Below are 22,416 nucleotides of genomic sequence, written 5' to 3' on the forward strand. Positions count from 1 at the left end.
GCCGGCCAGGCCGGTGCGAAGCTTGTTCAGGATATTGCTGCGGGCGCTCATGTTACTGCCCTCCGTTACGGGCCAGGTGCTCCCGGGCCAGATCATGCAGGGAACGTTTCGCCGGAACCGGCGCGGTGTGGTTGTTGGTCCAGGGACCGACGTTTTTCGGTGTCAGTTTGCAGAACCGGGTGGCGCCCCACAGGAACAGCCGGTAGAACACCGGGCTGGTATTGAGGTTCTGCCAGAAGCGCCAGATCAGACGTTCCTTGCGGGAGTACTTGGCGCCCCCATCCTTCATCGGCCCTTCGGCCGGGCTTTTCACGTTTTCCTGGCGCAGGCGCTGGAGCAGTTCCGGAATGGGGATCTTTACCGGGCAGACCTCACCACAGGCCCCGCACAGCGAGGAGGCACTGGGATGGTCCGGTACCCGGTGTAAGCCAACCATGTGTGGCGTTATGATCTTGCCGATTGGCCCCGGATAAACCTCACCATAGGTGTGGCCACCACGTTGTGGATCGCCACCATGTTACCGGCGGCAGTCAGCTCACGCACCTGCATGCGATGGATAAAGAAGGTGGCGATCACCACCATCGCCAGAATACCGCCGGGCAGGTACAGCGGCTGCACGCCGGCGTTGATGCCGGTCTCGCCCAGGATGTTGGAGAAGCCCACGCCAACGGAGGTAAACGCCGCCTTGACCTCCGGAATCACCCGGCTGATCACCAGTACCACGCCCACCAGCACATAGGGCAGCCAGGCGCGGAAACCGCTCATGGGTTTGGCAGCGAGGTCTTCCAGTTTCATCTCAATAAGTCCAAACCAAACAGCCAGACGATGATGATCGCCTGCACGCGACGGTCCGGGCTGATATTGGTAAAACCCGCACGGATCGCGGTAATGGCTCCGGAATGTTTGAGGGTATTCAGCAGCGGGACGGCACCAAAGATAATCCACAGCAGACCAAGGGTGATCACCAGGCCCTGCAGCGAGGACGCAAGGATACGGTTGAAGCTCATGTCCCAGCCGGTAAAAGCAATCAGAGCCATGACCAGGAACACCAGTGGCATGGCACGGCGGGCCGGCCAGCGAAGACCCAGCAACAGAATCCCGGCCAGGAGGATGGGCGTAAACGCCAAGAGGGCGAGCAATCCGGACGACATACAACTCTCCAAACCTTGTTTTTGGAATCTTTAGTGGATAATTGGTATTACCATTTCACAAGAGGTGGGCGCTTACGTTAGGGGAAGGGGCGGACTGCCGTCAAAACGACTACCCGCGACATTGGTCCAATTGCGATTGGTGATTGCTGTCAAATCAACCGGTAATCGGGGTATCCTGTTTTGGTAAGACCAATCTGAAATTCATCGAAGCCCTCAGGTAGTGCACCCAATGGCCATCGGACACATTGCCCCCCGGCGCTTGGCCGACACCATCGTCGAGCAGCTGGAAACCATGATTCTGGAAGGAACCCTGCAGCCGGGCGAGCGGCTGCCGCCGGAACGGGTGCTGGCCGAACAGTTCGGGGTTTCACGCCCCTCACTTCGGGAGGCGGTGCAGAAACTGGCTGCCAGAGGTCTGCTGACCAGTCGTCAGGGTGGCGGCAACTTTGTCACCGAGAACCTGGGTTCCAGCTTCAGTGACCCGCTGATCTCGCTACTGGAAGACCGTCCCGAGGCCCAGCGGGACCTGTTGGAGTTCCGCCGCACGCTGGAGGCGGATTGCGCCTACTACGCCGCCCAGCGAGCCACCGAAGTGGACCGGGAACATCTCCAGGCTGCCTACGAAGAGCTCCAGGCATGCTACGGGAAAGATTCCGAGCGGGATGTGGAAGCCGAGGGCTCCGCGGATGCCCGCTTCCACCTTGCCATCGCCGAGGCCAGCCACAATGTCATTCTGTTGCATACCATCCGCACCCTGTTCAACATGCTCAAGAGCAGCGTGGTGACCAACATCGGCGGCATGTACGCAAGAGAAGCGGAAACCCGGGAAGGGCTCAAGGAGCAGCACCGGCTGCTGTTCAGCGCCATCATGGAAGGGCGGGCGGATGAGGCCCGGGAACTCGCCGGCACCCACATCCAGTATGTACAGCAGGTGCTGTCCGAACGCAGCGAAAGCCACCGTCGTCTCGAGCGGTCAATCCGCCGGGACAGCCTTACCCGAAGCTGACGTTCAGAGTTTCTCCCAGACCGTCACTTCCGAAAAACTGTGCTGGAACTTGTTCCGGGTCTCGCGGATGACGAAGGGCACACTGTGGGAATCCACCAGCAACCGAAAATGCGGCGACAGAATATCCCGCAGGCCGTCAAAGGTGGTGTAGTCCTCGCCGTCCTTCCGGAAACCACCAACCCAGTCTTCGCGGGGCGTGTACTCCTCCAGCCAGGTATATGGGGAGGCGATGACCAGCAGGCCGTTGTCGGTAATGCGCTCGTGAATGGTGGTCAGGAACCTCGACGGCTGATACAGACGATCGATCAGGTTGGCCGCCAGCACCAGGTCGTAACTGGTGAATCGGGGATGGAGATCGCAGGCATCGCCCTGATGGAAGCTCACCTTCCCGGCCGTATCTTCCAATCCGAGGGACGCCAGGCGGCGCTCCTGGTAACTCACCAGCTCACCCTCTTCCGGGCGGGCGTAGCGTACCCGCCTCTGCTTTGCCATTTCCGATGCGGCGCCGACAAAACGTTCGGAATAGTCGATCCCGTCGACATGGTCAAAGCGGGTAGCTAACTCGAACGTGGCCCGACCGCAGGCGCAGCCCAGATCCAGGGCCTTGCCGTGATCCCGACCGTCCATCGCGTCGAAACACAGCCGCGCCAGTTCCTGGGGGAAATTCGGCTCGCCGTGCCAGGATTCACCAAAGTGGAATTCCAGGTACTGGGCCAACGTAGTGTCGTTCTCGTAGTAGCTGCTCGGTTCGTTCACGTGTATCTCCTCATGACGACATCTTCCAGCATAGCGCCGGTTTGCCAGCAGAGGGGAAAAATCCGGCCGGCAACCGCCATCGGGTGGGCAGCCGGGCCTCAGGATCGGTCAGCATCAAGCAGTCTTCCAGCCTGCGGAACACGCCACTCCCCGGCAACGCCGGCCGACATGCTGACAGCCGCCAATGGCCGGAGGCAACATAAACGGTATTACCGGGATCCGGTCCACGGCGAAAGTGCGGGTGGTACCGCGCCCAGGGCAAAACCTCCGGCGGCAGCTCATCCACAGTTAGCACCTGGCCAACGTGCAGAGACGACGTGCCCCGAAAGATACCTCGTCATAGCGGATTCGTGACACGGAATCGGGGATTGGCAGGACACACAGGGAAGCATCGGGGAGGACCGGGCTGGGGCAGCCTCCGGCCGAGGAATCAAAGCCTTTCCGGCTCAGGATCAGTCGCACACTCACGCCTGGATCAATGGGGTTTGGGCAGGGGGAAAATGCTATCTTAGATCGTTGTCCAATACGCCCCGACAGGCCGCCAATGGGAGACCACCATGAAAATTGTCTGTATTTCCGACACCCACGGCATGCATCGCCAAGTAAAAGTGCCCGATGGCGACCTGTTGATCCACGCCGGTGACTGTCTGGGCCAGGGCACGCTGGATGATCTTGAGGATCTGAACGATTGGTTCGGCAGCCTGCCCCATCGGCACAAGATCCTGATTGCAGGCAACCATGACTGGTGTTTCCAGGATGAACCGGAAGAGTCCCGGGTGCTGCTTACCCACGCCCATTACCTGCAGGACAGCGGCCTGGAGCTGGAAGGGCTGACGTTCTGGGGCAGCCCCTGGACCCCGGTATTCTTCAACTGGGCGTTCAACCTTGAGCGGGGGCCCGAACTGGCCGAACGCTGGGAGCAAATTCCCGACAACCTGGACGTGTTGATCACCCATGGTCCTGCTGCCGGCATCCTGGACACCGTGCCCAGCGGTCTGAGGGATCAGTCCGTGGGCTGCGAGGAACTGGCCCGGGTGCTTGAATCCCGGCCGCCCCGGCTCCACATTTTCGGGCACATCCATGAAAGCTATGGCCAGAAGCAGGTCGGCAATTGCCTGCACGTCAACGCCAGCACCTGCACTGGCAGCTATAAACCCCTTAACCCGCCCGTCGTTCTGGACTTTTGAGGAGCACCATGTCCAAACACCCTGACTATTCCCTGCTTGAACTGGCCTCGGTCCGCGAGGGCGACTCCGTGGGCACCACGCTGGCGAACAGCGTCGCCTATGCCCAACACGCCGAAACACTCGGGTTCAGGCGGTTCTGGCTGGCCGAACACCACAACATGGAAGGCATCTCCAGCTCGGCAACCTCGGTACTGATTGGCCACATTGCCGGCAAGACCTCCACCATCCGCGTTGGCTCCGGTGGTGTGATGCTGCCCAACCACCCGCCGCTGGTGATTGCCGAACAATTCGGCACCCTCGAATCCCTGTATCCGGGCCGGATCGACCTGGGCCTGGGTCGCGCGCCCGGCACCGATCCGGTAACGGCGCGGGCACTGCGCCGGGACGGCCTGGGCGCCGAACAGTTCCCGGAAGACGTCGTCCGGCTCCAAACCCTGCTGGGGCCGTTGCAGCCCGGCCAACCGGTCAAGGCAATTCCCGGCGCAGACACCAGGGTGCCAATCTGGCTGCTCGGCTCCAGCCTTTACAGTGCCCAGCTGGCTGCCATGCGCGGTCTGCCTTACGCTTTTGCCGGTCATTTTGCTCCGCGGCTATACCGGGAGGCATTGAGGGTCTACCGAGACAATTTCCAGCCTTCAGAGCAGCTTGCTGAGCCCTATGCCATGCTCGCCGTACCGGCCGTACCCGCGGATTCCGTGGAAGAGGCACGCTTTTTGGCCACCACCGGCTACCAGAGAATCCTGGCGCTGTTCCGGGGCCAGCCGCTGTGGATGAAGCCTCCGGTGGAAACCATGGATGGCCTGTGGAATGCCGGCGAAGAGACCAGTGTCCGGGACTTCCTCGGCCTGCAACTGCTGGGAGATGCCACTACAATTCGCCCGCAAATCGACAACCTGTTGTCGACGGTCGAGGTTGAAGAACTGATGTTCACAGTGGATATCTACGATCCCGCGAAGCGCCGCCATGCCCTGGACATTCTGGCGGCCACCCGCGATCCGAGGACGGATTGCACCGCCTCGATCAACTGAGAGTTCCGACACTCCATGGAGGAAGACCGACATGCACCGAGAGACTATCCACCTGTTCCTGTCCCACGGTCTGGAAAGCGGGCCCGGCAGTACCAAGATACAGGCCATGAAACAGGCGGCGGAAGCTTTCCCCGGTGTTCGTGCCGAGGCCATTGATCATCGTAGCAACAAGGAACCGGACGTCCGCCTAAAGCAGATGAAGACAGCCATGGAAAGCGCTGACGCAGATCCGGCGCGCACGATCCTGGCCGGATCCAGCATGGGCGGCTGGGTCTGTGCCCAGACCAGTGCCCTGACCCCGGTGCTGGGCTGCTTCCTGCTGGCACCGGCATTGGCACTGCCCCGCTACCCCCAGTCCAGCCCCGTCATTCAGGCTAGACACACCCGAATCATCCACGGCTGGGATGACGATGTGGTACCGGTAATGCCCGTCCTGGAACTGGCCCGGGAGCAACGGATCACCACCCTGGTCCTGCCCGACGGGCACCGGCTCCAGAACAGTGTCGACACAGTGGTGCGGGAATTCACCCTCTTCGTTGAAACCTGCCTGTCAGAACTGAATCCAACCTGAATTCATGCACTTGCGATCCGGATAAAACCTGTATCCGATGTTGGCTTATTTCCGCCATTTTCTTGCGAAAACCTCTTTGTTTTGCCAGTCTTTATCAACGTAACGATGGATAAACGTAAAATAACGAGCGGAGACAACCCGATGAGCAGCAAGAGTAAATTCAGGAAACTGGCTGGTATTTCAGCGCTGGCATTCGCCGGCCTGACCGCGGCAAATGCCGTAAACGCCGCCAACTGGCGCTATGCCCATGAGGAATACGAAGGCGACGTTCAGGACGTATTCGCTTACAAGTTCAAGGAATACATCGAAGAAAACTCGGACCATACCCTGCAGGTATACCGCTTCGGTGAGCTGGGCGAGTCCGACGACATCATGGAGCAGACCCAGGCCGGTATCCTGAACTTCGTAAACCAGTCCCCCGGCTTCACCGGCTCCCTGATCCCGGAAGCCCAGATCTTCTTCATCCCGTATCTCATGCCCACCGACATGGGTACCGTGATCGAGTTCTTCCGTGAAAGTGAGGCGATCAACGAAGACTTCCCGAGGCTCTACTCCGAGAAGGGCCTGGAACTGCTGAAGATGTACCCGGAAGGCGAGATGGTCGTCACTGTCGACGAGCCGGTTACCAAGCCTGCGGACTTCAACAACAAGAAGATCCGGGTCATGACCAACCCGCTTCTGTCCGAAACCTATTCCGCCTTCGGCGCAACTCCGACCCCACTGCCCTGGGGTGAGGTCTACGGCGCCCTGCAGACCAACATGATCCAGGGTCAGGAAAATCCGATCTTCTGGATCGAGTCCGGCGGTCTGTATGAAGTCTCTCCCAACCTGGTCTTCACCGGCCACGGCTGGTTCACCACAGCCATGATGGCGAACCAGGATTTCTACAGCGACCTGTCTGACGAAGACAAGAAGCTGGTCCAGGATGCGGCGGACTATGCCTTCGAAGAGATCATCGTGCACATCGATGGTCTGGCCGAGGAAGCCCTGGAAAAAATCAAGGCCAACAGTGACGAGGTCACCGTTACCCGCCTGACCGATGAGCAGATCGAAGCCTTCAAGGCCCGTGCGCCGCAGGTAGAAGAGAAGTTCATCGAAATGACTGGCGAAAGCGGCAAAGAGTTGCTGAACCAGTTCAAGGAAGACCTGAAAGAAGTTCAGAACGACTGATCTGAAAGAAACAGTCCCGTCGGCTGCTGCCGGCGGGACTCGGTCTTAATCCCGCCCCGCCGTCCCCTACCGGTCGGGAGCAGAATGTTCTGGAGCGCAACCCATGTCCGAGAATTCCCCGGATCTAGAAGATGACACCGGCTCCTACGAGTCTGGCCTGCCCGGGTTTCTGGGAACCATTGATGTCTGGATAAGCAAGGTTGAGGCGGTCATGCTTGCTCTGGGCGTTATCCTGATGGCCATCAATACCTGCGTGAACGTCATCGCACGGTATGTCTTCGGCGAAGGTCTTTTCTTCTCCGGGGAAATCAACCGAATTCTCATTATCCTTATTACCTTTGCCGGCATCGGCTACGCGGCCCGCCATGGTCGCCATATCCGCATGTCCGCCGTCTACGACGCGATCCCCACCAAGGGACGGAAGGTACTGATGATCATCATCGCCCTGTTCACCTCGATGGTGATGTTTTTCCTCTGCTACCACTCATACGGTTACATCGAGACTCTCTACGACCGTGGGCGGATCTTGCCCGCCCTCGGGTTCGAGATCTGGTGGATCTACATCTGGGCCCCGGTTGGCTTTGCCATTACCGGCGTCCAGTATTTCCTCACCGCTATCAAGAACTTCACCAGCGAGGATGTCTACCTCTCCACTGGCGTCGTTGATGGCTATGCCGACACCGAATCGGAAGTATGAACCCCGTAGCTGAACTCAGGTAAGGATAAGAAATCGTGGCAACTATAATGATGGTGATCATGATCGGGTTATTGCTGCTGGGCTTCCCGATGATGGTTCCGCTGATTACCGGCGCGGTGGTCGGCTTTGTGATGATGTTTGACGGCTTCAGCCAGATGGGCACCTTCATCCAGCAGATGATGGGAGGCATCCGGCCGGCGTCGTTGATTGCAGTACCGATGTTCATTCTGGCCGCGGATATCATGACCCGCGGCCAGTCCGCGGATCGGCTGATCAACATGGTCATGGCCTTCATCGGCCATGTGAAGGGCGGACTGGCGATCAGTACCGCCACCTCCTGCACGCTGTTCGGCGCGGTCTCCGGCTCCACCCAGGCGACCGTAGTGGCAGTGGGTTCCCCGCTGCGCCCCAAGATGCTCAAGGCCGGTTATTCCGACCCGTTTACCCTGGCCCTGATCATCAACGCCAGTGACATCGCATTCCTGATCCCCCCGAGTATCGGGATGATCATCTACGGGGTTATCTCCGAAACCTCCATTGCCGAGTTGTTCATTGCCGGCATCGGTCCGGGCATCCTGATCCTGTTCATGTTCTCGATCTATTGCCTGATCTATGCCTACAAGAACAATGTGCCAACCGAAGAAAGGGCAACCTGGAAACAGAGGGCAATGTCTGTACGAGATGCTTCCTGGCCCCTGATGTTCCCGGTCATCATTGTTGGCGGTATCTACGGCGGCATCTTCAGCCCCACCGAAGCGGCTGCAGTGTGCGTGCTCTATGCCTTCCTGCTGGAGTTCATGGTCTTCCGTTCGTTGAAACTGCCCGATATATGGCGCATCGCCAAGTCCACTGGCCTGATCACCGCGGTGGTCTTCATCCTGGTCGCGGTCGGTAACGGCTTCTCCTGGATCATTTCCTTTGCCCAGATCCCGCAGACCATCCTGGAAGCGGTTGGCGTCAATGAAGCCGGCCCGGTTGGCGTGTTGATCGCCATCTGTGTTGCGTTCTTCATTGCCTGTATGTTCGTGGATCCGATTGTGGTGATCCTGGTGCTGACTCCGATTTTTGCCCCGGCCATCGAATCAACCGGGTTGGATCCGGTTCTGGTGGGTGTACTGATTACACTCCAGGTGGCTATCGGCTCAGCAACACCACCCTTTGGCTGCGATATCTTCACGGCCATCGCGATCTTCAAACGGCCTTACCTTGAGGTGATTCGGGGAACTCCGCCGTTCATCTTCATGCTGGTGGCGGCCGCAGGTCTGATAATCGCCTTCCCGGACATCGCCCTGTTCCTGCGGGACGTGGCATTCAGGGATTAATGGAGAGACTCAAGGGTCCTTAAGGAGACACTCATGTTCGAAAGAATCCTGGTCGCGGTGGACGGCTCCAAGACGTCGCTGAAGGCGCTGGACAAAGCCATCGATCTCCAGAGACTGATTCCCGAGGCCGAGATCTACATCCTCTGCGTGTACAAGCACCACAGCCTGTTCGAGGCGTCACTGTCGATCGGTCGCCCGGCCGGCATGGACATCCCGGACAAGGTGCTCTCGGAGTATGCGAAAGAAGTGGTGAACCATGCCAAGGAGCTGGCGAAGGAACATGGCGCCACCAAGGTCCGGGGCTTTGTGAAAGCCGGACGGCCATCCCGGGTGATCGTCAAGTTCGCCCAGGACAAGGAAGCCGACCTGATTGTAGTGGGCACCAAGGGTACCAACAGCGACAAGGACGGCATGTTCCTGGGCAGTGTCTCTCACCGGGTGGCCTCTCACGCCAAGTGTCCGGTTCTTGTTGTCTGACCGTCCTGTCCGGGATAACACTCTCAGGTGTTATCCCGGGACCTCCCCATAGCGATTACCGCCAGCAACGCCGACCCCACCATCAGCAATAGCGCCACTGCGTTCAGGACAGGCGTGGAACCCTCTCGCAAGCGATTGAACAGGGCAACGGTCAGTGGGGTGTCACTACCGGTGAGCATCACCGTCGTGTTGAAGTTCTCAAAGGACATCAGGAACGCCATGGCGGCGGCGCCGAAGATGGATGGCAGCAGCCACGGCAGCGTGACCGTAAACCAGGCCACCACGGGTGTGGCACCCAGGTTCAGCGCCGCCTCTTCCAGTTGGCGGTCAAACTTGCGCAGGCGGGCAGCAATCACCAGGGTGGCGAGTGTTGCAATGAAGGTCACCTGGCCCATCACCACCAGCGTCATCCCGGGCCGGAAGGCATCCAGCTCGACACCCCAGAGCCGGGAGGCATCGTTAGCCATGCCGCTGTAGAACACCAGGATCGACACCCCCAGAATCACCCCCGGGATCACCAGCGGCAGCAACATCAGCAGGTACAGGAATTCCTTGCCGCGGAATTCCAGGCGCTCGAACAGCACAGCATTGACGCATCCCAGGGCAACGCTGGCCACTGTCACCCAGAAGGCGATTTTGGTACTCACCCAGAGCGCGGACAACAGGGTGTCATCATGGAACAGTCCGGTGCGACCCGCCGAACCATCCGCCAGGTACCAATCCAGGGTAAAGCCCTTCCAGGGCAGGGACGGGAACGGGGCGTCATTGAACGCAAACACCGCCGTCACCGCCAATGGCAGGGCCAGGTAGACAAAGAACGCCACCAGGTAGGCCAGATACAGGCCATCGAACCAACGCGAGCGGGGAACGGACCGGATCATGGTCTCACCCCATGACCTTGCGCAGGGACTGGCCGGAGATTTTCAGCCCCAGCCAGACGATCAGCGACGATAGCACCAGCAGCAACACACCGAGGGCTGCACCCTGCTCCCAGTTAAACCGGGTAATGAACTGTGTGAAGATCTGCTCGGTGAACCACGCGCTGTCCTTGCCGCCCATGAGGACAGGCGTGAGGTAACTGCCGAGGGTCAGCATGAACACCACGATGCAGCCGGACACGATGCCGGGCATGGCCCAGGGCACCACCACCTCACGAAGCACCGTCAGGTGGTTGCCTCCGAGGTCATAACCGGCCTCCACCAAATTCTCGTCCATCCCGTCCAGGGTGGTGACCAGCGGCACCACCATGAACAGCAGGCCGTTGTAGACCAGGCCGATGATCACTGCCACGTCGTTATAGAGCATTTCCACCGGACCATCAGCCCAGCCCAGAGTCTGTAACCAGGAACTGAACAGGCCACTCTCCCGCAACAGGATCATCCAGCCATAGGTGCGCACCAGCTCACTGGCCCAGAAAGGCACCAGACACGCCAGAAACAACAGCCCCTTGGCACGCCCCCGCGCCAGCCTCGCGATGTACCAGGCAATGGGGAAGGCAATCAGCAGTGTCAGAAACGTGGTGAAAAGTGACATCACCCCGGTACGGAGAAAGGTGCGCCAGTAATAGGACTCGGTAAAGAAGTTCTGATATTGCTCAAGCCCCCATGCCAGGGTGTCCCAACTCTCCCTGACCTGGAAGGAGACCCGCAGCATCTGCAGGTGTGGCACCAGCACCAGCAGCGCAATCCACAGCAGGAAAGGTGTGAGCAGCAGCCACAGGGACAGGCGACCGGCACTGGCGTTCATGCGGCCCCCGGAGCAAATACTCTTGCCAGCATCGGATCCCAGGCCAACTGGACGCTGGCACCTTCCCGCAAACGGGGCGCCGAGCCGTCCTGGGGCAACCGGGCATACAGGGTCTGGCCAACGCTGTCGGCCTCAAGACGACTGTTGGCACCGTCAAAGAGGGTGGCGGTCACCGAAGCCCTGAGAGCCGAGTAATCGGGCCTCAGCGCATCGCCTCCCAGCACCAGGGATTCCGGGCGAATAAACAGGTCCACCCGCTCACCGATTGGCGGCGCGGCCTGAGCGATCCGGCCGCGGACCAGACTGCCATCATCCAGCCTAAGTTCCGCCAGCCCTTCCTGGACGGCCATCAGTTCCCCGGTGAGACGATTGTTATCACCGACAAATCCGGCCACAAAAGGCGTGGCCGGTTCTCGGTAAAGCTCTTCCGGCGGTGCCACCTGATCAAACCGGCCGTCCTTCATCACGGCCACCTGGTCCGACATCACCATGGCCTCGGACTGGTCGTGGGTGATGTACACGAAGGTGGTGCCGAATGCCTTCTGCAGATGCTTGAGTTCGATCTTCATCTGCTCCCGCAGCTTCAGATCCAGAGCCCCGAGGGGCTCGTCGAGTAACAACAGGGTCGGCTCCAGCACCAGGCAGCGGGCCAGGGCCACGCGTTGGCGCTGCCCCCCGGAAAGCTCGCCGGGATTCCGGTTTTCCATGCCGGGCAGGCCCACCTGTTCCAGTACCCGGGCGATCCGCGTTCGGCGCTCCACGGCTGGCACTTTCTGACGCTTCAGGCCATAGCCTATGTTGTCTCCCACCGACATCGTCGGGAACAGGGCCAGGTGCTGGAACACCATGTTGACCGGGCGCCGGTTCGGCGGCACCTCGTTCATGCGTGAGCCGCGAATGTGGATATCCCCTTCATCCGGACGGTCGAAACCCGCCAGCAACCGCAGCAGTGTGGTCTTGCCGCAGCCCGAGGGGCCCAGAATCGAGAAAAACGTACCTGCAGGTACGTCGAGAGAGACATGGTCCACTGCGGCATTACTGCCAAAGCGGCGGACCAGGTTCGAGCAGAACAAGTCAGACTCTGTCCCCATGGAGATCAGTTCGCTGCCTGAACGCGGTCCAGCACCTGCCCTTCGATGGTTTCCAGTCCGGGGGGTACCGGCGGATACCACTTGATGTTGTTGATCGCCCGGTCACTGAAGCTGGCCCGGTAGGCGTCCCGCAGCTCCGCCCGGACAAACTCGTCCGCGCCCCTGGAGGCGGTGAAATTGCCCGAGGCGTTAGTGATTCGGGCGGCAATCTCGGGCTGCATCACGAAGTTGATCCACTTGTAGGCGGCGTCCTCATTTTCACTGCGACGGGGAATGGCAAACGTATCGATCCAGCCCAAGGCACCGGAGTCTGGGGCCACGAAACGGATCTCCGGGTTCTCCGCGTTCAGTTTCCAGCCGCCGGCATCCCAGGCCATGGCAGCGGTCACTTCACCGGTACGCAGCAACGCCAGCAGCTGGTCGCCACCGGTCCAGTAGGTCTTCACGTTACTTTTGCAGTCGATCAGCTTGTCTTCCACTTTCGCCAGGATCGACTCGTACTCGTCACGGTCGTTATAGGCCGCGAAGGGGTCCATGCCCATGGCAAAGGCAAAACCCATCAGGGTCGGGCGCTTAAGACGGTAACTGACCTTTCCGGCCACCGCCGGGTCGCACAGATCGGTGTAGTCGGTGACCGTATCCGCCACAGAACTGTGGACGATCAGGCCACTGGTGCCCCAGACCGAGGGCACGCCGTAGAATTTGCCATCAAACTCGGTGGAGTCCTGGGTCGCCTTGACCATGGACGGCTGCAGCTGATCGGTGTTGACGCGGCTGAAATCGATGGGCTTGTAGATATTGAACTGGCGCTGCACGCCGATGATCCGGTCCTGGCTGGGCTGGGCCAGATCAAAGCCGGCACCGCCGGTGGCGCGCAGTTTGGAGATCATGTCCTCATTATTGGAGAGGGTGACCTTCACATTGATACCGGTCTCTTTCTCGAACTGGGCCACCACCTCATCCGGGGCATAGCCGCCCCAGGTAATCAGTCGCAACTCTTCAGCGAACAGGCTGCCGGAAAAACAGATAGCAGCGAGGAAGGTGGAGCCAAGTATTACGGATGTCCTTGCGGTGCGCGATCCCATGATCTTTGTATCTCCTGATATCGGTAGGTAACAGGTTTGCTAACCAGTTGTTATCAGGAAGGTATAGACCATGTATGTCAGTTTTGTGAAACCCCGTTCACAAAAAACGGAGGCCGAGGCCTCCGTTTTCAGACAATCGACCGGGCGCGGTCGGGATCAGCGGCCGGACTTCAGCATCTCCCAGTACTTGGCATACACCTGCAGCGCCTCGTCTCCGATATCCACCTGGAATTCAGCGTTGGTCATGTCCTCAGGCGTCGGATAGCTGGCGCGGTTGTTGACCACTTCATCCGGCAACATTTCCCGGGCAGCCAGGTTCGGAGTGGCGTAACCGATCTCCTCGCTGATCAGCGCGGAGATCTCCGGCTGCAGCACAAAGCTGATAAACTGGTGGGCGGCTTCGGGGTTTTTGGCGTTCTTGGGAATCACGAAGCTGTCCAGCCAGGCAATGATGCCCTCTTCCGGGTAGACGTATTCCAGTGACGGCATGGTTTCCTCAGCCATCACTGCTTCGCCATTCCAGATCATGCCGACATCAGTCTCGCCTTCCAGGTAGGGCACCCGGGGTGCATCGGAGTTGAAGGTGCGGACGGATGGCATCAGTTCGGTGAGCTTCTCGTAGGCTTCCTCGATCTGCCCCGGATCGGTGCTGTTACCGGAGTAGCCCAGTACCCGCAGGCCGACATGGAAGACTTCCCGCATGTCATTGGTGAGCATCACCCGACCTTCGAAACGCTCGTCCCAAAGGTCTTCCCAGGCGGTAACCGGCTCGCCTTCGATATCCGCAGTGTCCACAGCCAGGCCGGTGGTGCCCCACAGGTAGGGAATGCTGAATTTGTTGTCCGGGTCAATGTCCAGGTTGACCAGGTCCGGATCGAGGTTGTCAAAACCCTCGATCTTGCTGCGATCAATGGGCATCAGCAGGTCTTCCTGGCGCATCTTGCTCACGTAATAGGTGGAGGGCACGGCCAGGTCATAGGCGGCACTGTCGTCCAGCAGCTTGAGCTTGGCGTACATCGCTTCGTTGCTGTCGTAGCTGGTGTAAACCACCTGGATGCCGGTCTCTTCCTCAAAGCGCGTCAGCACTTCCTGCGGCATGTATTCGGACCAGTTATACAGGTTGAGAACCTTCGGTTCCTCGGAACTGCAGCCAGTCAGGCCTACAGCCAGCAGGCCGACCAGTGCGAGTTTCTTCATCGTTTGCTCCTTGTAAGAATCCATTGCGACAACATCAGCATAACCAGTGAAAACACCAGCAACAGCGTACCCAGGGCATTCACCTCAGGCTTGAGTCCCACCCGCACCATCGAGTAGATGCGCAGGGGCAGAATTTCATAACTGGGACCACTGACAAAGGTGCTGACCACCACATCGTCCAGTGACAGTGTAAACCCCAGGAGCCAGCCCGCCAGTAACGCCGGCATGATGACCGGAATCAGTACCGTCCGGGTCATGGTGAAATCGGAGGCGCCGAGATCCCGGGCCGCCTCGGGCAGACTCTCGTCAAAGCCGCTCAGCCGGGCCATGACAGTAATCACCACGAACGGCAGACAGAAGGTGACATGGGCCAGTAGCAGGGAGACATAACCGAGCTGGATGCCCACCAGCAGGAACAGCGCCAGCAGCGAGATGGCGAGGACGATCTCGGGCGACATCATCACCACGAACAGCATCCGGTTGAGCACTTTCTTGCCCCGGAACCGGTAACGGTGCAGGGCCATGGCCGTCAGTGCCCCGATAATGGTGGAGACGGTAGCGGCCGAAAGCGCCAGCCACAGGGAGTTCCACATGGCCTCCACCATGGCGTTGTTGTTGAACAGGGACTGGTACCAGCGAAAACTCAGACCGCCCCAGGTATAGCCGCTACGGGAGTCATTGAACGAGAACAACACGAGCACGCCAATGGGGACGTACAACAGCAGATAAACCAGTACCAGATAGGCTCTTGGCAACCACCGGGTCATCCCGTGCCCTCCTCACCGATGCCCTGCTTGCTCAGGCGGTGAGCCAGCATGAGGATGGCCATTGTGACAGTCAGCACAATGCTGGCAGCCGCGCCGAACGGCCAGTTCCGGGCATCCAGGAAATGGTTTTTGATGACGTTACCCACCAGCAGGTTACGGGAACCACCAAGGATGTCGGGCACAAAGAAAAGGCCCATGGCGGGCAACAGCACCAGCATTACACCGGCCAGAACGCCCGGCAGGGTCAGGGGCACGATTACGTGGATAAATGTGGCGAAGCGGCCGGCGCCGAGGTCATGGGAGGCCAGCAGCATCTTGAGGGCGTAAGTGCGCACCAGCGAGTTGGTCCAGAACGGCACGATCAGCAGGAATATCAGCAGCAACTGACGCTGCTTGCCCAGTTTCGACAGGGCCCAGGCAAAGGGATAGCCGATCAGCAGGCAGACCAGGGCCGTCATCGCCGCCATATAGAGGGAATGCAGGAATACCTTGAGGTACAGCGGGTCGAAAAGCTGTCGATAGGCACCCAGGTTCAGGGGCAGTGAGATGAACGTACCCGGATCCCGGGTCATCACACTGGCACCCACCACCAGCAGGTTCGGCGCCAGCACCAGGAACAGCAACCAGCCCCACGCCAGCACCAGCACCGCCGTCCTGAACGGCTGCTGGGTAATGATAGTGTCCCGTCTTCCAGGTGGATCACCGAGTCAAGGGTGCTGCCCTTGTAGTTACGCTCGACGATCTTCCCGGCCACACCCTGCTCATCGGCCGGGTCGAGCACCCGAATGTCCTCGGGGCGCAAAAGCACGTGCAGCGGCTGCCCTTCCCGCACAGGGAAATCAGGGCGCCGCAGGGCCCGTTTCAGGCCGAACACATCCACGGTGATGGAGCCGTCATGGATCGACTCCACTTCACCCGGAAAGAAATTGGTTTCACCGACGAAGCGCGCGGTAAACAGGTTGGCCGGGCGCTCGTACACTTCCCTCGGCGTGCCCAGTTGCTGGACCAGGCCATCCTTGAGCACTACCACCCGGTCGGACATGGACAACGCCTCTTCCTGGTCATGGGTGACAAACACGAAGGTTATGCCCAGCTCCCGCTGCAAGCGCTTCAGCTCCACCTGCATCGTGCGCCGTAACTTGTAATCGAGAGCCGAGAGCGGCTCATCCAGCAGCAACAGTCGCGGGCGTTTCACCACCGCCCGGGCAATGGCCACACGCTGTTGCTGGCCGCCGGACAGCTGATGGGGCTTGCGACGCATGTAATCCTGCAACTGCACCATCGCCAGTGTCTCCTCGACCCGCTCGCGAATTTCCTCCTTAGGCCGCTTTTCCATTTTCAGGCCGTACGCGACGTTGTCGAAAACCGACATATGCGGGAATAGCGCGTAATGCTGGAAAACGGTATTCAGGGGGCGGTGTTCCGGCGGGGTGCCGGTCAGGTCTTCCCCGGACAGGGTAATGGTGCCGGCATCGGGAGTTCGAAGCCCGCCATCAAACGCAGCAAGGTGGTTTTACCACAGCCTGAAGGACCAAGGAGGGTAATGAATTCCCCGTCGTAGATGTCCAGGTTCAGGGAATCCAGAACGGTTTTTCCATCAAACTGTTTGGTGAGATTACTCAGAGAAAGCAGGGTCTTTTTCATCGGCCCTGCCTGGAAAGTGAGCCTGCTATTTTTCCAGAAAGCGTAGCAAACAAAAAGGGGCGCCGGGGTAATCCGAAACCCCGACGCCCCTTGTTTTCAGGGCCTTAACCGTTTTTGGCGATCACTCGCCGGCAACACTGTTCAGGTAGGCCTTGTCCGAGATGTTGATCCAGGGGCGGACCTGCTTCAGGTAGTCGCGCTGGGAGGTGATAATTTCCTTGGCCAGCGGATCCTTCTCTGCCGCTTCCGCGAGCAGGCGGTCAGTGGTTTCGCGCAACGCCTCGATAACCTCCGGCGGGAACACCTTGTGGGTCACATCCGGGTAGTCTTCCTTCATCTTGCTCCAGGCAACACCGCTCTCATGCACGCTCTGGATGTACATGTCGTAAGCGGCCGTGCGCATGGCGACCCGGAGGACCTCCTGCAGATCTGCCGGCAGCTTGTCCCAGGTCTTCTGGTTGATCAGGAACTGTACCTCGGCGCCAGGCTCCTGCCAGCCGGAGTAGTAGTACTTGGCGATCTGGTGGAAGCCCATGGGGAAATCGAGGGCCGGGCCCACCCACTCAAGGGCGTCAATGGTGCCACGTTCAAGAGCGGTATACAGCTCTCCCGGCGGCAGGTTGGTGACCGCCACACCCAGCTCGGACATAACTTCGCCGGCAAAGCCCGGGGTACGCATCTTCAGGCCCTGAAGATCTTCCACGGAGTTGATTTCCTTGCGGAACCAACCACCCATCTGGTTACCGGTATTACCGCCCGGGAAGGACAGCAGACCGTGCGGCTCGTAGACCTTCTGCATGAGTTCCATGCCACCACCGTGGTAGAACCAGGCGTACATTTCCGGGGCAATCAGGCCGAACGGAATGGTGGTGAAGTACATGGCATTGGGAATGGTGCCCTTGTAATAATACGAGGCAGTGTGTCCCATGTCGTACTGACCGGTGCGTACCAGGTCAAAAATGCCGAAAGGTGCCTTGTGCTTGTTAGCGGCATCCACCCGCACTTTCAGCCTGCCATCGGACATCTCTTCTGCCATTTTGGCAAAATGTTCCGTGGTTTCCCCCAGGATCGGCGAGTTAGGTCCCCAGGTCTGGGCCAGGCTCAGGGTATAGGTTTCCTGTGCCAGCGCGGACATGCTGAACGCCGATGCCGCAACAGCTACCGCGGCAAAGAAAGACTTGCGTAAATTCATGATGTTGGCTTCCGTTTTTTTATAGGTATGAATAGGTATTTCGGGTCCATATCCATCATAGCCCGCTAACGGCCTTGAGCCAATGTTTGTCATAAATCAACGGCGGGCTCTGCGACAGCATGCCACACAGGCACTACGCTATTATCAAACTCCGTTGATTCGAAGGTTCCATGAAGCACCTGTTCCTCGTACGCCATGCCAAATCGAGCTGGTCCGATGAAGCCCTCAGCGACCGCCAACGTCCGCTCAACAGCCGGGGCGAGAGCCAGCTCGCCCCTCTGGGCCGGGCACTGGCCCGCAGCGGCGCCTTCGGAGGTACCATTCATTCCAGCGACGCGGTCAGGGCAAAGCAGACGCTGGCAGGCGCCCTTCCGAAGGGATTCCCCGACAACCGGATTCATCTCACCCCGGAGCTTTACACCTTTGACTATCGCCGGCTCCTGCACTGGCTCAAAGCACTCAATGATGGAGAAGAAACAGTAACCATCATCGGCCACAACCCGGCCCTGCAGGAACTGGCCGAACAGCTGCTCAAACACCCACCGGCCAACCTGCCAACGGCCAGCTTTGTGCATATCCGGTTGCCGGACAAGCCCTGGCATAAGGTGGCTGCCGGGAAGGGCCGGATCGAAGCCTTTCTCACACCCAGAGAGTTCAGCTATCAACAGTTTGCCCACAAGCAGAAAAAATGGGCCAGGACCACCGGCGACGAGCCCGGCCGCGACATTCCCGCAGCGCTGTCACATCAGCTCCAGCGAGTGCGCCAGCTGGAATCGGGGGTCAAAGTGGGGCTGGATGACGAGTTCCTGCACCAATTCCGGATTGCCATCCGGCGCAGCCGGGCCATTGCCGAATCGGTGGAAGAAGTCACCGGCGATAAATCCCTGGATCAGCCGCTCAAACAACTCAAACGCCACGCCCGTGCCACCAGCCGACTCCGAGATCTGCACGTGTTCCTGCAGGACCTGCCCGTCCTCTGCGAACACAACAGCGAGCTGCAAACCGCTCTCGGTACCTGGGCAGAAGCCGAGGCCGACCAGGAGCGCAATGCCCTCGCCAGGCAAATGAAGAGCAAGCGCTACCGGGACACCATGCACGACTGGGACAATCAGATTCATTCCCGCCAGTTCCGGAAGCTGGCAGGCCGGCTGACACCAAAAGATATCCGAAAGGCGGCAGAGAACCGTATAAAGGAGTTCAACAGGCGCACCGCCGAGCTGCTCCATAACTCACCGGATGACGACATTCACCGGCTCAGGAAGCTGCTCAAGCGCATCCGCTACCTGATGGAGCTGGATGCCAAAGGCTGGAAACGGCCACTCAAGGCCCTGAAATATCGGCAGGAACTCTATGGCCGGTTCCAGGACCTGCACGTGCAGGTCGAGCTGATCAAAGCCTTCAGAGCCCGGGCACCGGAAACGCTGCCGGGGGCTGTCGACGGTCTGAAGGAGAGACTGGAACAGCAGAAAGCGGACGCCCGACGCCAGATACTTGCGTTAGGAGGACTCGATGGAGCCCCGGTATGACACTCTCTTCCACGATGGTCAGTGCCCACTGTGCGCCCGGGAGGTTCGGGCGCTGAGGCGCTTGAACAAAGGCAACCTGGTTCTGGCGAATATCCACCAGCAGCGAAATGGCAGCCTGATCCCGCCGCCCCACGAAATGCTGCTACGCCGGCTGCACCTGATGACCTGGACCGGCGAATGGGTCACCGGCCTTCGTGCGACCGTCCGTGCCTGGTCCCACACTCCGTTCGGCTTTCTCTTCAAGCCCCTGCTCTGGCCGGGGATCTATCAGATTGCCTCACCCATTTACGAACTCTGGGCTGACCGACGCTAAGAGCGCAAATACGCCTGCGCAGAGCGCGACGCAGGCTGACTGACCGGTTTCCGGAATCAGGGCTGCTTGTCCGACGGCGCGCCCTGATCGCATTTCTTGCACTCCAGTTCGAAACCCAGCATGGAGCGGCGGCCCTCCTCGGCAGTGACCCATGGACGGTTCACCCAGGGCGGGTCATGGCGGACATGTTGGTTATGGCCGCAAGCAAGCTGGGCGACCCAGTGGTTCTCTTCGTCCCTGTGATAACCGGTGATGGGCTGTTTCATTGCGGTGCTTTCCTCCCATTCCAGGCCGACCAGGAATAGATAGCCAGCGCCACCCAGATCATGACAAAACTTGCCAGCTTCTCACCACTCAGGGACTCCTCGAACACAAACAGGGCAATGAGGAACTGGATGGTCGGGTTGATGTACATGAGGAATCCCACCGTCGCCAGCCGCAGACGGCGGGCGGCACCGGCGAACGCCAGCAGCGGGATCGCGGTGACGATACCAGAAGACAGTAACAACAGCATCATGCCGGTACTGTCGGAGAAATGGGACAACCCCTCGGCACCGAGCCAAGCCCAGGTGAGCAGTCCGACGGGCAGCAGCAGGAGGGTCTCCACAAACAGACCCGAGAGTCCATCCAGTTCCACTTTCTTGCGGAACAAACCATAAGTGCCGAAGCTGAAGGCCAGTACCAGGGTGATCCAGGGCACGATGCCCAGCAGGAACAACTGGTACAGGATGGCCACTGCGGCCAGAACCACCGCGATGGCCTGGAGGCGGGTAATCGTCTCCCGCAGAATCAGCATCCCCATGGCAACATTCACCAGGGGCGTGAGGAAGTAGCCAAGGCTGGCCTGGAGCACATGGTGGGTTTCCACCGCGTAGATATACACGCCCCAGTTCAGCGCAATGAACACGGCACAGCCGAGTACAAAGCCCAGTTTTCGGGGTCTTGCCAGGGCCGATCTGACCGGTTGCCAGCGCTGCATGAGGGTGATCACGATGGCGAGGAACAGGCAGGACCATATCACCCGGTGGATCAGGACCTCCCACGCCGGCACCCCCTCGAACAGGGCGAAATACAGGGGGAAACTCCCCCACATGGTGTAAGCCGCAAGGCCGTAGAGAACGCCCTTGGTCGTCTCGGGTGTGGTTGCCTTCATAGGTTCCTCATTATCCGGCCGATCAATCTACCACAAGGCGGATGGTGAGTGCGCCTGAACTAACGGCTTACCGGCGACAGACCTTGAGTATTTTCCCCCCACCGGTCGGGTAACGGCTGTTTGACCGGTCGGCTATGATGTCGTGGGTTTGCTCCGGTTTGACTGTGGAGCCCCAAAGTGTATCAAGTTCAGAAGGATGAAAAGGCTTGTTTGACCTTTCCGTGGTACAGCTCGTCCTGGCCAACCTGGCCATTATCGCCGGTGCCTGCCTTCAGGGGGTTGCCGGCTATGGTATTGGCACCCTGTCCGCGCCCCTGCTGTTCCTCATCAGCCCGATCCTGTTGCCTGCGCCGCTGGTACTGAACGCCACGCTGCTGACCATCCTGATGCTGATCCGTAACCGCGGTGCCCTGGAAGTCCGGCAGGTGCGTTTTGCCATCGGTGGAGGGTTCGTCGGCATGATTCTGGCAGGCATTACCCTGGCACTGATCTCCCCAAAGGGGTTTGAACTGGTGTTCGGCATCCTGATCCTGGCCGGTGTTGCCCTGAGTGTGGGTGGTCTCAAACCCGGGCTAAATGCCCGCAACAGCGCCATCGCCGGTGCTGCTTCCACCTATATGGGCACCATTACCGCCGTCGGCGGGCCACCGATCGCCCTGATCTACCAGAATGAAAAAGGCCCGCTGGTGCGGGCCAATATGTCCGCGTTCTTTCTCGTCGCCAGTTTCTTTAGTCTGACCGCCCTGTCCCTGTCCGGTTACCTGGGTGTTCGGGAGCTGGGACTGTTCGCGGCCACGTTCCCGGGCGTGCTCATCGGTTTCCTGATGTCCGGAAAACTGGTCAACCGCATGCCTTTTGAAGGATTGAGACCGATCATCCTGGGGATCGCTGCAATAGCGGGAGCTGCGGCACTGATCCGTGGGTTGATGTCGCTCTGACGGCCAACCATGTCTCGAAAACCCGATATTTCACCAGAGTTTACATTTTAGGTGGGCAATTTTTGGACAATCAGGGGCAGAATGATGCAATAAAAAGGAATCTATCAGAAGCGGACTCCGTCATGGCTCTACGGCACCAGGAAGTCGTTGAAACCCGGATCAACGTTGCAGACTTGGAAATCGGTATGCACGTGATCCGGTTGGACCGGCCGTGGGAAGATACCGATTTCCTGCTCCAGGGCTTTGTCATCCAGAACAAGTCCGAACTTCAGGCCCTTCAGACCCAGTGCCACTTCGTATTTTGAATTTCTCGCTGGTGGGCGTGGACTCAACCACCGGCACGTTGAACTTCGATGCCGCAAGCACGACCCTGCTGGGACAGGACCCGCTGCTTGGGCC

25 protein-coding genes and 3 pseudogenes are annotated in these 22,416 nt (G+C 59.5%); 12 read left to right on the forward strand and 16 right to left on the reverse strand.

From position 1 onward, the window contains the following. Nucleotides 1-52 precede the first annotated feature (52 nt). Nucleotides 53-496 (reverse strand): annotated as a pseudogene (locus tag R6W86_RS15510) (lactate utilisation protein LutB domain-containing protein); the annotation flags it as partial. A 65-nt stretch (nt 497-561) separates the two neighbouring features. Continuing rightward, nucleotides 562-1,151: pseudogene (locus R6W86_RS15515) on the reverse strand (L-lactate permease); the annotation flags it as partial. 229 nt (nt 1,152-1,380) lie between these two features. Here R6W86_RS15515 and R6W86_RS15520 point away from each other — a divergent pair. After that, complete coding sequence (locus tag R6W86_RS15520) at nt 1,381-2,157, forward strand: GntR family transcriptional regulator (protein WP_410330266.1); 777 nt, start codon at nt 1,381-1,383, stop codon at nt 2,155-2,157. Nucleotides 2,158-2,160: 3 nt separating this feature from the next. Here the strand turns inward: R6W86_RS15520 and R6W86_RS15525 are convergent, their stop codons facing one another. From R6W86_RS15525 to R6W86_RS15535, 3 genes are read right to left on the reverse strand one after another with little or no spacing between them, the layout of a single operon-like run. Beyond that, nucleotides 2,161-2,913: a putative 4-mercaptohistidine N1-methyltransferase gene (locus tag R6W86_RS15525; protein WP_410330267.1), complete on the reverse strand. Its 753-nt coding sequence runs from the start codon at nt 2,911-2,913 to the stop codon at nt 2,161-2,163. Nucleotides 2,914-2,923: 10 nt separating this feature from the next. Further along, on the reverse strand, nt 2,924-3,208 hold the full coding sequence (locus R6W86_RS15530) for a hypothetical protein (protein ID WP_410330268.1): 285 nt from the start codon (nt 3,206-3,208) through the stop codon (nt 2,924-2,926). Then, the gene (locus tag R6W86_RS15535; RefSeq protein WP_410330269.1) at nt 3,202-3,381 is read right to left on the reverse strand and encodes a hypothetical protein; all 180 of its coding nucleotides are present in this window, start codon (nt 3,379-3,381) and stop codon (nt 3,202-3,204) included. Before R6W86_RS15535 ends, R6W86_RS15530 begins: the two co-directional genes overlap by 7 nt. Nucleotides 3,382-3,470: 89 nt before the next feature. On the opposite strand from R6W86_RS15535, the gene R6W86_RS15540 reads away from it, so the two are divergent. The 7 genes from R6W86_RS15540 to R6W86_RS15570 all read left to right on the forward strand — a co-directional run bounded on the left by R6W86_RS15540 (nt 3,471) and on the right by R6W86_RS15570 (nt 9,365). Continuing rightward, the gene (locus tag R6W86_RS15540; RefSeq protein ID WP_410330270.1) at nt 3,471-4,100 is read left to right on the forward strand and encodes a metallophosphatase domain-containing protein; all 630 of its coding nucleotides are present in this window, start codon (nt 3,471-3,473) and stop codon (nt 4,098-4,100) included. 8 nt (nt 4,101-4,108) lie between these two features. Further along, nucleotides 4,109-5,128 (forward strand): LLM class flavin-dependent oxidoreductase, encoded by a 1,020-nt coding sequence (locus R6W86_RS15545; RefSeq protein WP_410330271.1) that lies wholly within the window; start codon nt 4,109-4,111, stop codon nt 5,126-5,128. A 31-nt stretch (nt 5,129-5,159) separates the two neighbouring features. Further along, on the forward strand, nt 5,160-5,699 hold the full coding sequence (locus R6W86_RS15550) for a YqiA/YcfP family alpha/beta fold hydrolase (RefSeq protein WP_410330272.1): 540 nt from the start codon (nt 5,160-5,162) through the stop codon (nt 5,697-5,699). Nucleotides 5,700-5,840: 141 nt separating this feature from the next. After that, nucleotides 5,841-6,869, forward strand: coding sequence for a TRAP transporter substrate-binding protein DctP (dctP, locus tag R6W86_RS15555; protein WP_410330273.1), 1,029 nt, complete (start codon nt 5,841-5,843; stop codon nt 6,867-6,869). A 103-nt stretch (nt 6,870-6,972) separates the two neighbouring features. Then, entirely contained in the window at nt 6,973-7,566 is a 594-nt protein-coding gene (locus R6W86_RS15560; protein ID WP_410330274.1) for a TRAP transporter small permease, read from the forward strand. 35 nt (nt 7,567-7,601) lie between these two features. Next, a complete protein-coding gene (locus R6W86_RS15565) occupies nt 7,602-8,888 on the forward strand; it encodes a TRAP transporter large permease (RefSeq protein WP_410330275.1) in 1,287 nt (428 codons plus the stop codon). Nucleotides 8,889-8,921: 33 nt separating this feature from the next. Then, nucleotides 8,922-9,365, forward strand: a complete 444-nt coding sequence (locus tag R6W86_RS15570; protein ID WP_410330276.1) for a universal stress protein — start codon at nt 8,922-8,924, stop codon at nt 9,363-9,365. A 23-nt stretch (nt 9,366-9,388) separates the two neighbouring features. On the opposite strand, the gene R6W86_RS15575 is transcribed toward R6W86_RS15570, so the two are convergent. The 9 genes and pseudogenes from R6W86_RS15575 to R6W86_RS15615 form a co-directional block, all read right to left on the reverse strand. After that, nucleotides 9,389-10,246: an ABC transporter permease gene (locus R6W86_RS15575; protein WP_410330277.1), complete on the reverse strand. Its 858-nt coding sequence runs from the start codon at nt 10,244-10,246 to the stop codon at nt 9,389-9,391. A gap of 4 nt (nt 10,247-10,250) precedes the next feature. Beyond that, a complete protein-coding gene (locus tag R6W86_RS15580) occupies nt 10,251-11,111 on the reverse strand; it encodes an ABC transporter permease (protein ID WP_410330278.1) in 861 nt (286 codons plus the stop codon). After that, nucleotides 11,108-12,202 carry an ABC transporter ATP-binding protein gene (locus R6W86_RS15585; protein WP_410330279.1) on the reverse strand — a complete coding sequence of 365 codons (1,095 nt, stop codon included), beginning with the start codon at nt 12,200-12,202 and terminating at the stop codon, nt 11,108-11,110. Before R6W86_RS15585 ends, R6W86_RS15580 begins: the two co-directional genes overlap by 4 nt. Nucleotides 12,203-12,207: 5 nt before the next feature. Beyond that, a complete protein-coding gene (locus R6W86_RS15590) occupies nt 12,208-13,287 on the reverse strand; it encodes an extracellular solute-binding protein (RefSeq protein WP_410330280.1) in 1,080 nt (359 codons plus the stop codon). Between the two features lie 156 nt (nt 13,288-13,443). Next, on the reverse strand, nt 13,444-14,484 hold the full coding sequence (locus R6W86_RS15595) for an extracellular solute-binding protein (RefSeq protein WP_410330281.1): 1,041 nt from the start codon (nt 14,482-14,484) through the stop codon (nt 13,444-13,446). Next, nucleotides 14,481-15,251 carry a spermidine/putrescine ABC transporter permease PotC gene (gene potC / locus R6W86_RS15600; RefSeq protein WP_410330282.1) on the reverse strand — a complete coding sequence of 257 codons (771 nt, stop codon included), beginning with the start codon at nt 15,249-15,251 and terminating at the stop codon, nt 14,481-14,483. Before potC ends, R6W86_RS15595 begins: the two co-directional genes overlap by 4 nt. Continuing rightward, nucleotides 15,248-15,928 (reverse strand): ABC transporter permease subunit, encoded by a 681-nt coding sequence (locus R6W86_RS15605; RefSeq protein ID WP_410330290.1) that lies wholly within the window; start codon nt 15,926-15,928, stop codon nt 15,248-15,250. Before R6W86_RS15605 ends, potC begins: the two co-directional genes overlap by 4 nt. Beyond that, a pseudogene (potA, locus tag R6W86_RS15610) lies at nt 15,916-16,895 on the reverse strand (spermidine/putrescine ABC transporter ATP-binding protein PotA); the annotation flags it as partial. The pseudogene potA and the gene R6W86_RS15605, both read right to left, overlap by 13 nt. 121 nt (nt 16,896-17,016) lie before the next feature. Next, nucleotides 17,017-18,087, reverse strand: a complete 1,071-nt coding sequence (locus R6W86_RS15615) for a TRAP transporter substrate-binding protein (RefSeq protein ID WP_410330283.1) — start codon at nt 18,085-18,087, stop codon at nt 17,017-17,019. A 170-nt stretch (nt 18,088-18,257) separates the two neighbouring features. On the opposite strand from R6W86_RS15615, the gene R6W86_RS15620 reads away from it, so the two are divergent. Both R6W86_RS15620 and R6W86_RS15625 read left to right on the forward strand, forming a co-directional pair. Further along, on the forward strand, nt 18,258-19,613 hold the full coding sequence (locus R6W86_RS15620; protein WP_410330284.1) for a CHAD domain-containing protein: 1,356 nt from the start codon (nt 18,258-18,260) through the stop codon (nt 19,611-19,613). Then, nucleotides 19,597-19,926 carry a thiol-disulfide oxidoreductase DCC family protein gene (locus tag R6W86_RS15625; protein WP_410330285.1) on the forward strand — a complete coding sequence of 110 codons (330 nt, stop codon included), beginning with the start codon at nt 19,597-19,599 and terminating at the stop codon, nt 19,924-19,926. The genes R6W86_RS15620 and R6W86_RS15625 overlap by 17 nt, the downstream gene beginning before the upstream one ends. Nucleotides 19,927-19,982: 56 nt before the next feature. Here R6W86_RS15625 and R6W86_RS15630 read toward each other — a convergent pair whose 3' ends face one another. Both R6W86_RS15630 and rarD read right to left on the reverse strand, forming a co-directional pair. After that, a complete protein-coding gene (locus tag R6W86_RS15630) occupies nt 19,983-20,192 on the reverse strand; it encodes a DUF3565 domain-containing protein (protein WP_410330286.1) in 210 nt (69 codons plus the stop codon). Next, on the reverse strand, nt 20,189-21,079 hold the full coding sequence (rarD, locus tag R6W86_RS15635; RefSeq protein WP_410330287.1) for an EamA family transporter RarD: 891 nt from the start codon (nt 21,077-21,079) through the stop codon (nt 20,189-20,191). The genes R6W86_RS15630 and rarD overlap by 4 nt, the downstream gene beginning before the upstream one ends. Nucleotides 21,080-21,285: 206 nt before the next feature. On the opposite strand from rarD, the gene R6W86_RS15640 reads away from it, so the two are divergent. Both R6W86_RS15640 and R6W86_RS15645 read left to right on the forward strand, forming a co-directional pair. Continuing rightward, on the forward strand, nt 21,286-22,017 hold the full coding sequence (locus R6W86_RS15640; RefSeq protein WP_410330288.1) for a sulfite exporter TauE/SafE family protein: 732 nt from the start codon (nt 21,286-21,288) through the stop codon (nt 22,015-22,017). 122 nt (nt 22,018-22,139) lie between these two features. Further along, a complete protein-coding gene (locus R6W86_RS15645; protein ID WP_410330289.1) occupies nt 22,140-22,322 on the forward strand; it encodes a DUF3391 domain-containing protein in 183 nt (60 codons plus the stop codon). Nucleotides 22,323-22,416 lie beyond the last annotated feature (94 nt).

Origin of the sequence: Marinobacter sp. (genome assembly GCF_046484525.1) — a bacterium.
Taxonomy (GTDB): Bacteria; Pseudomonadota; Gammaproteobacteria; order Pseudomonadales; family Oleiphilaceae; genus Marinobacter.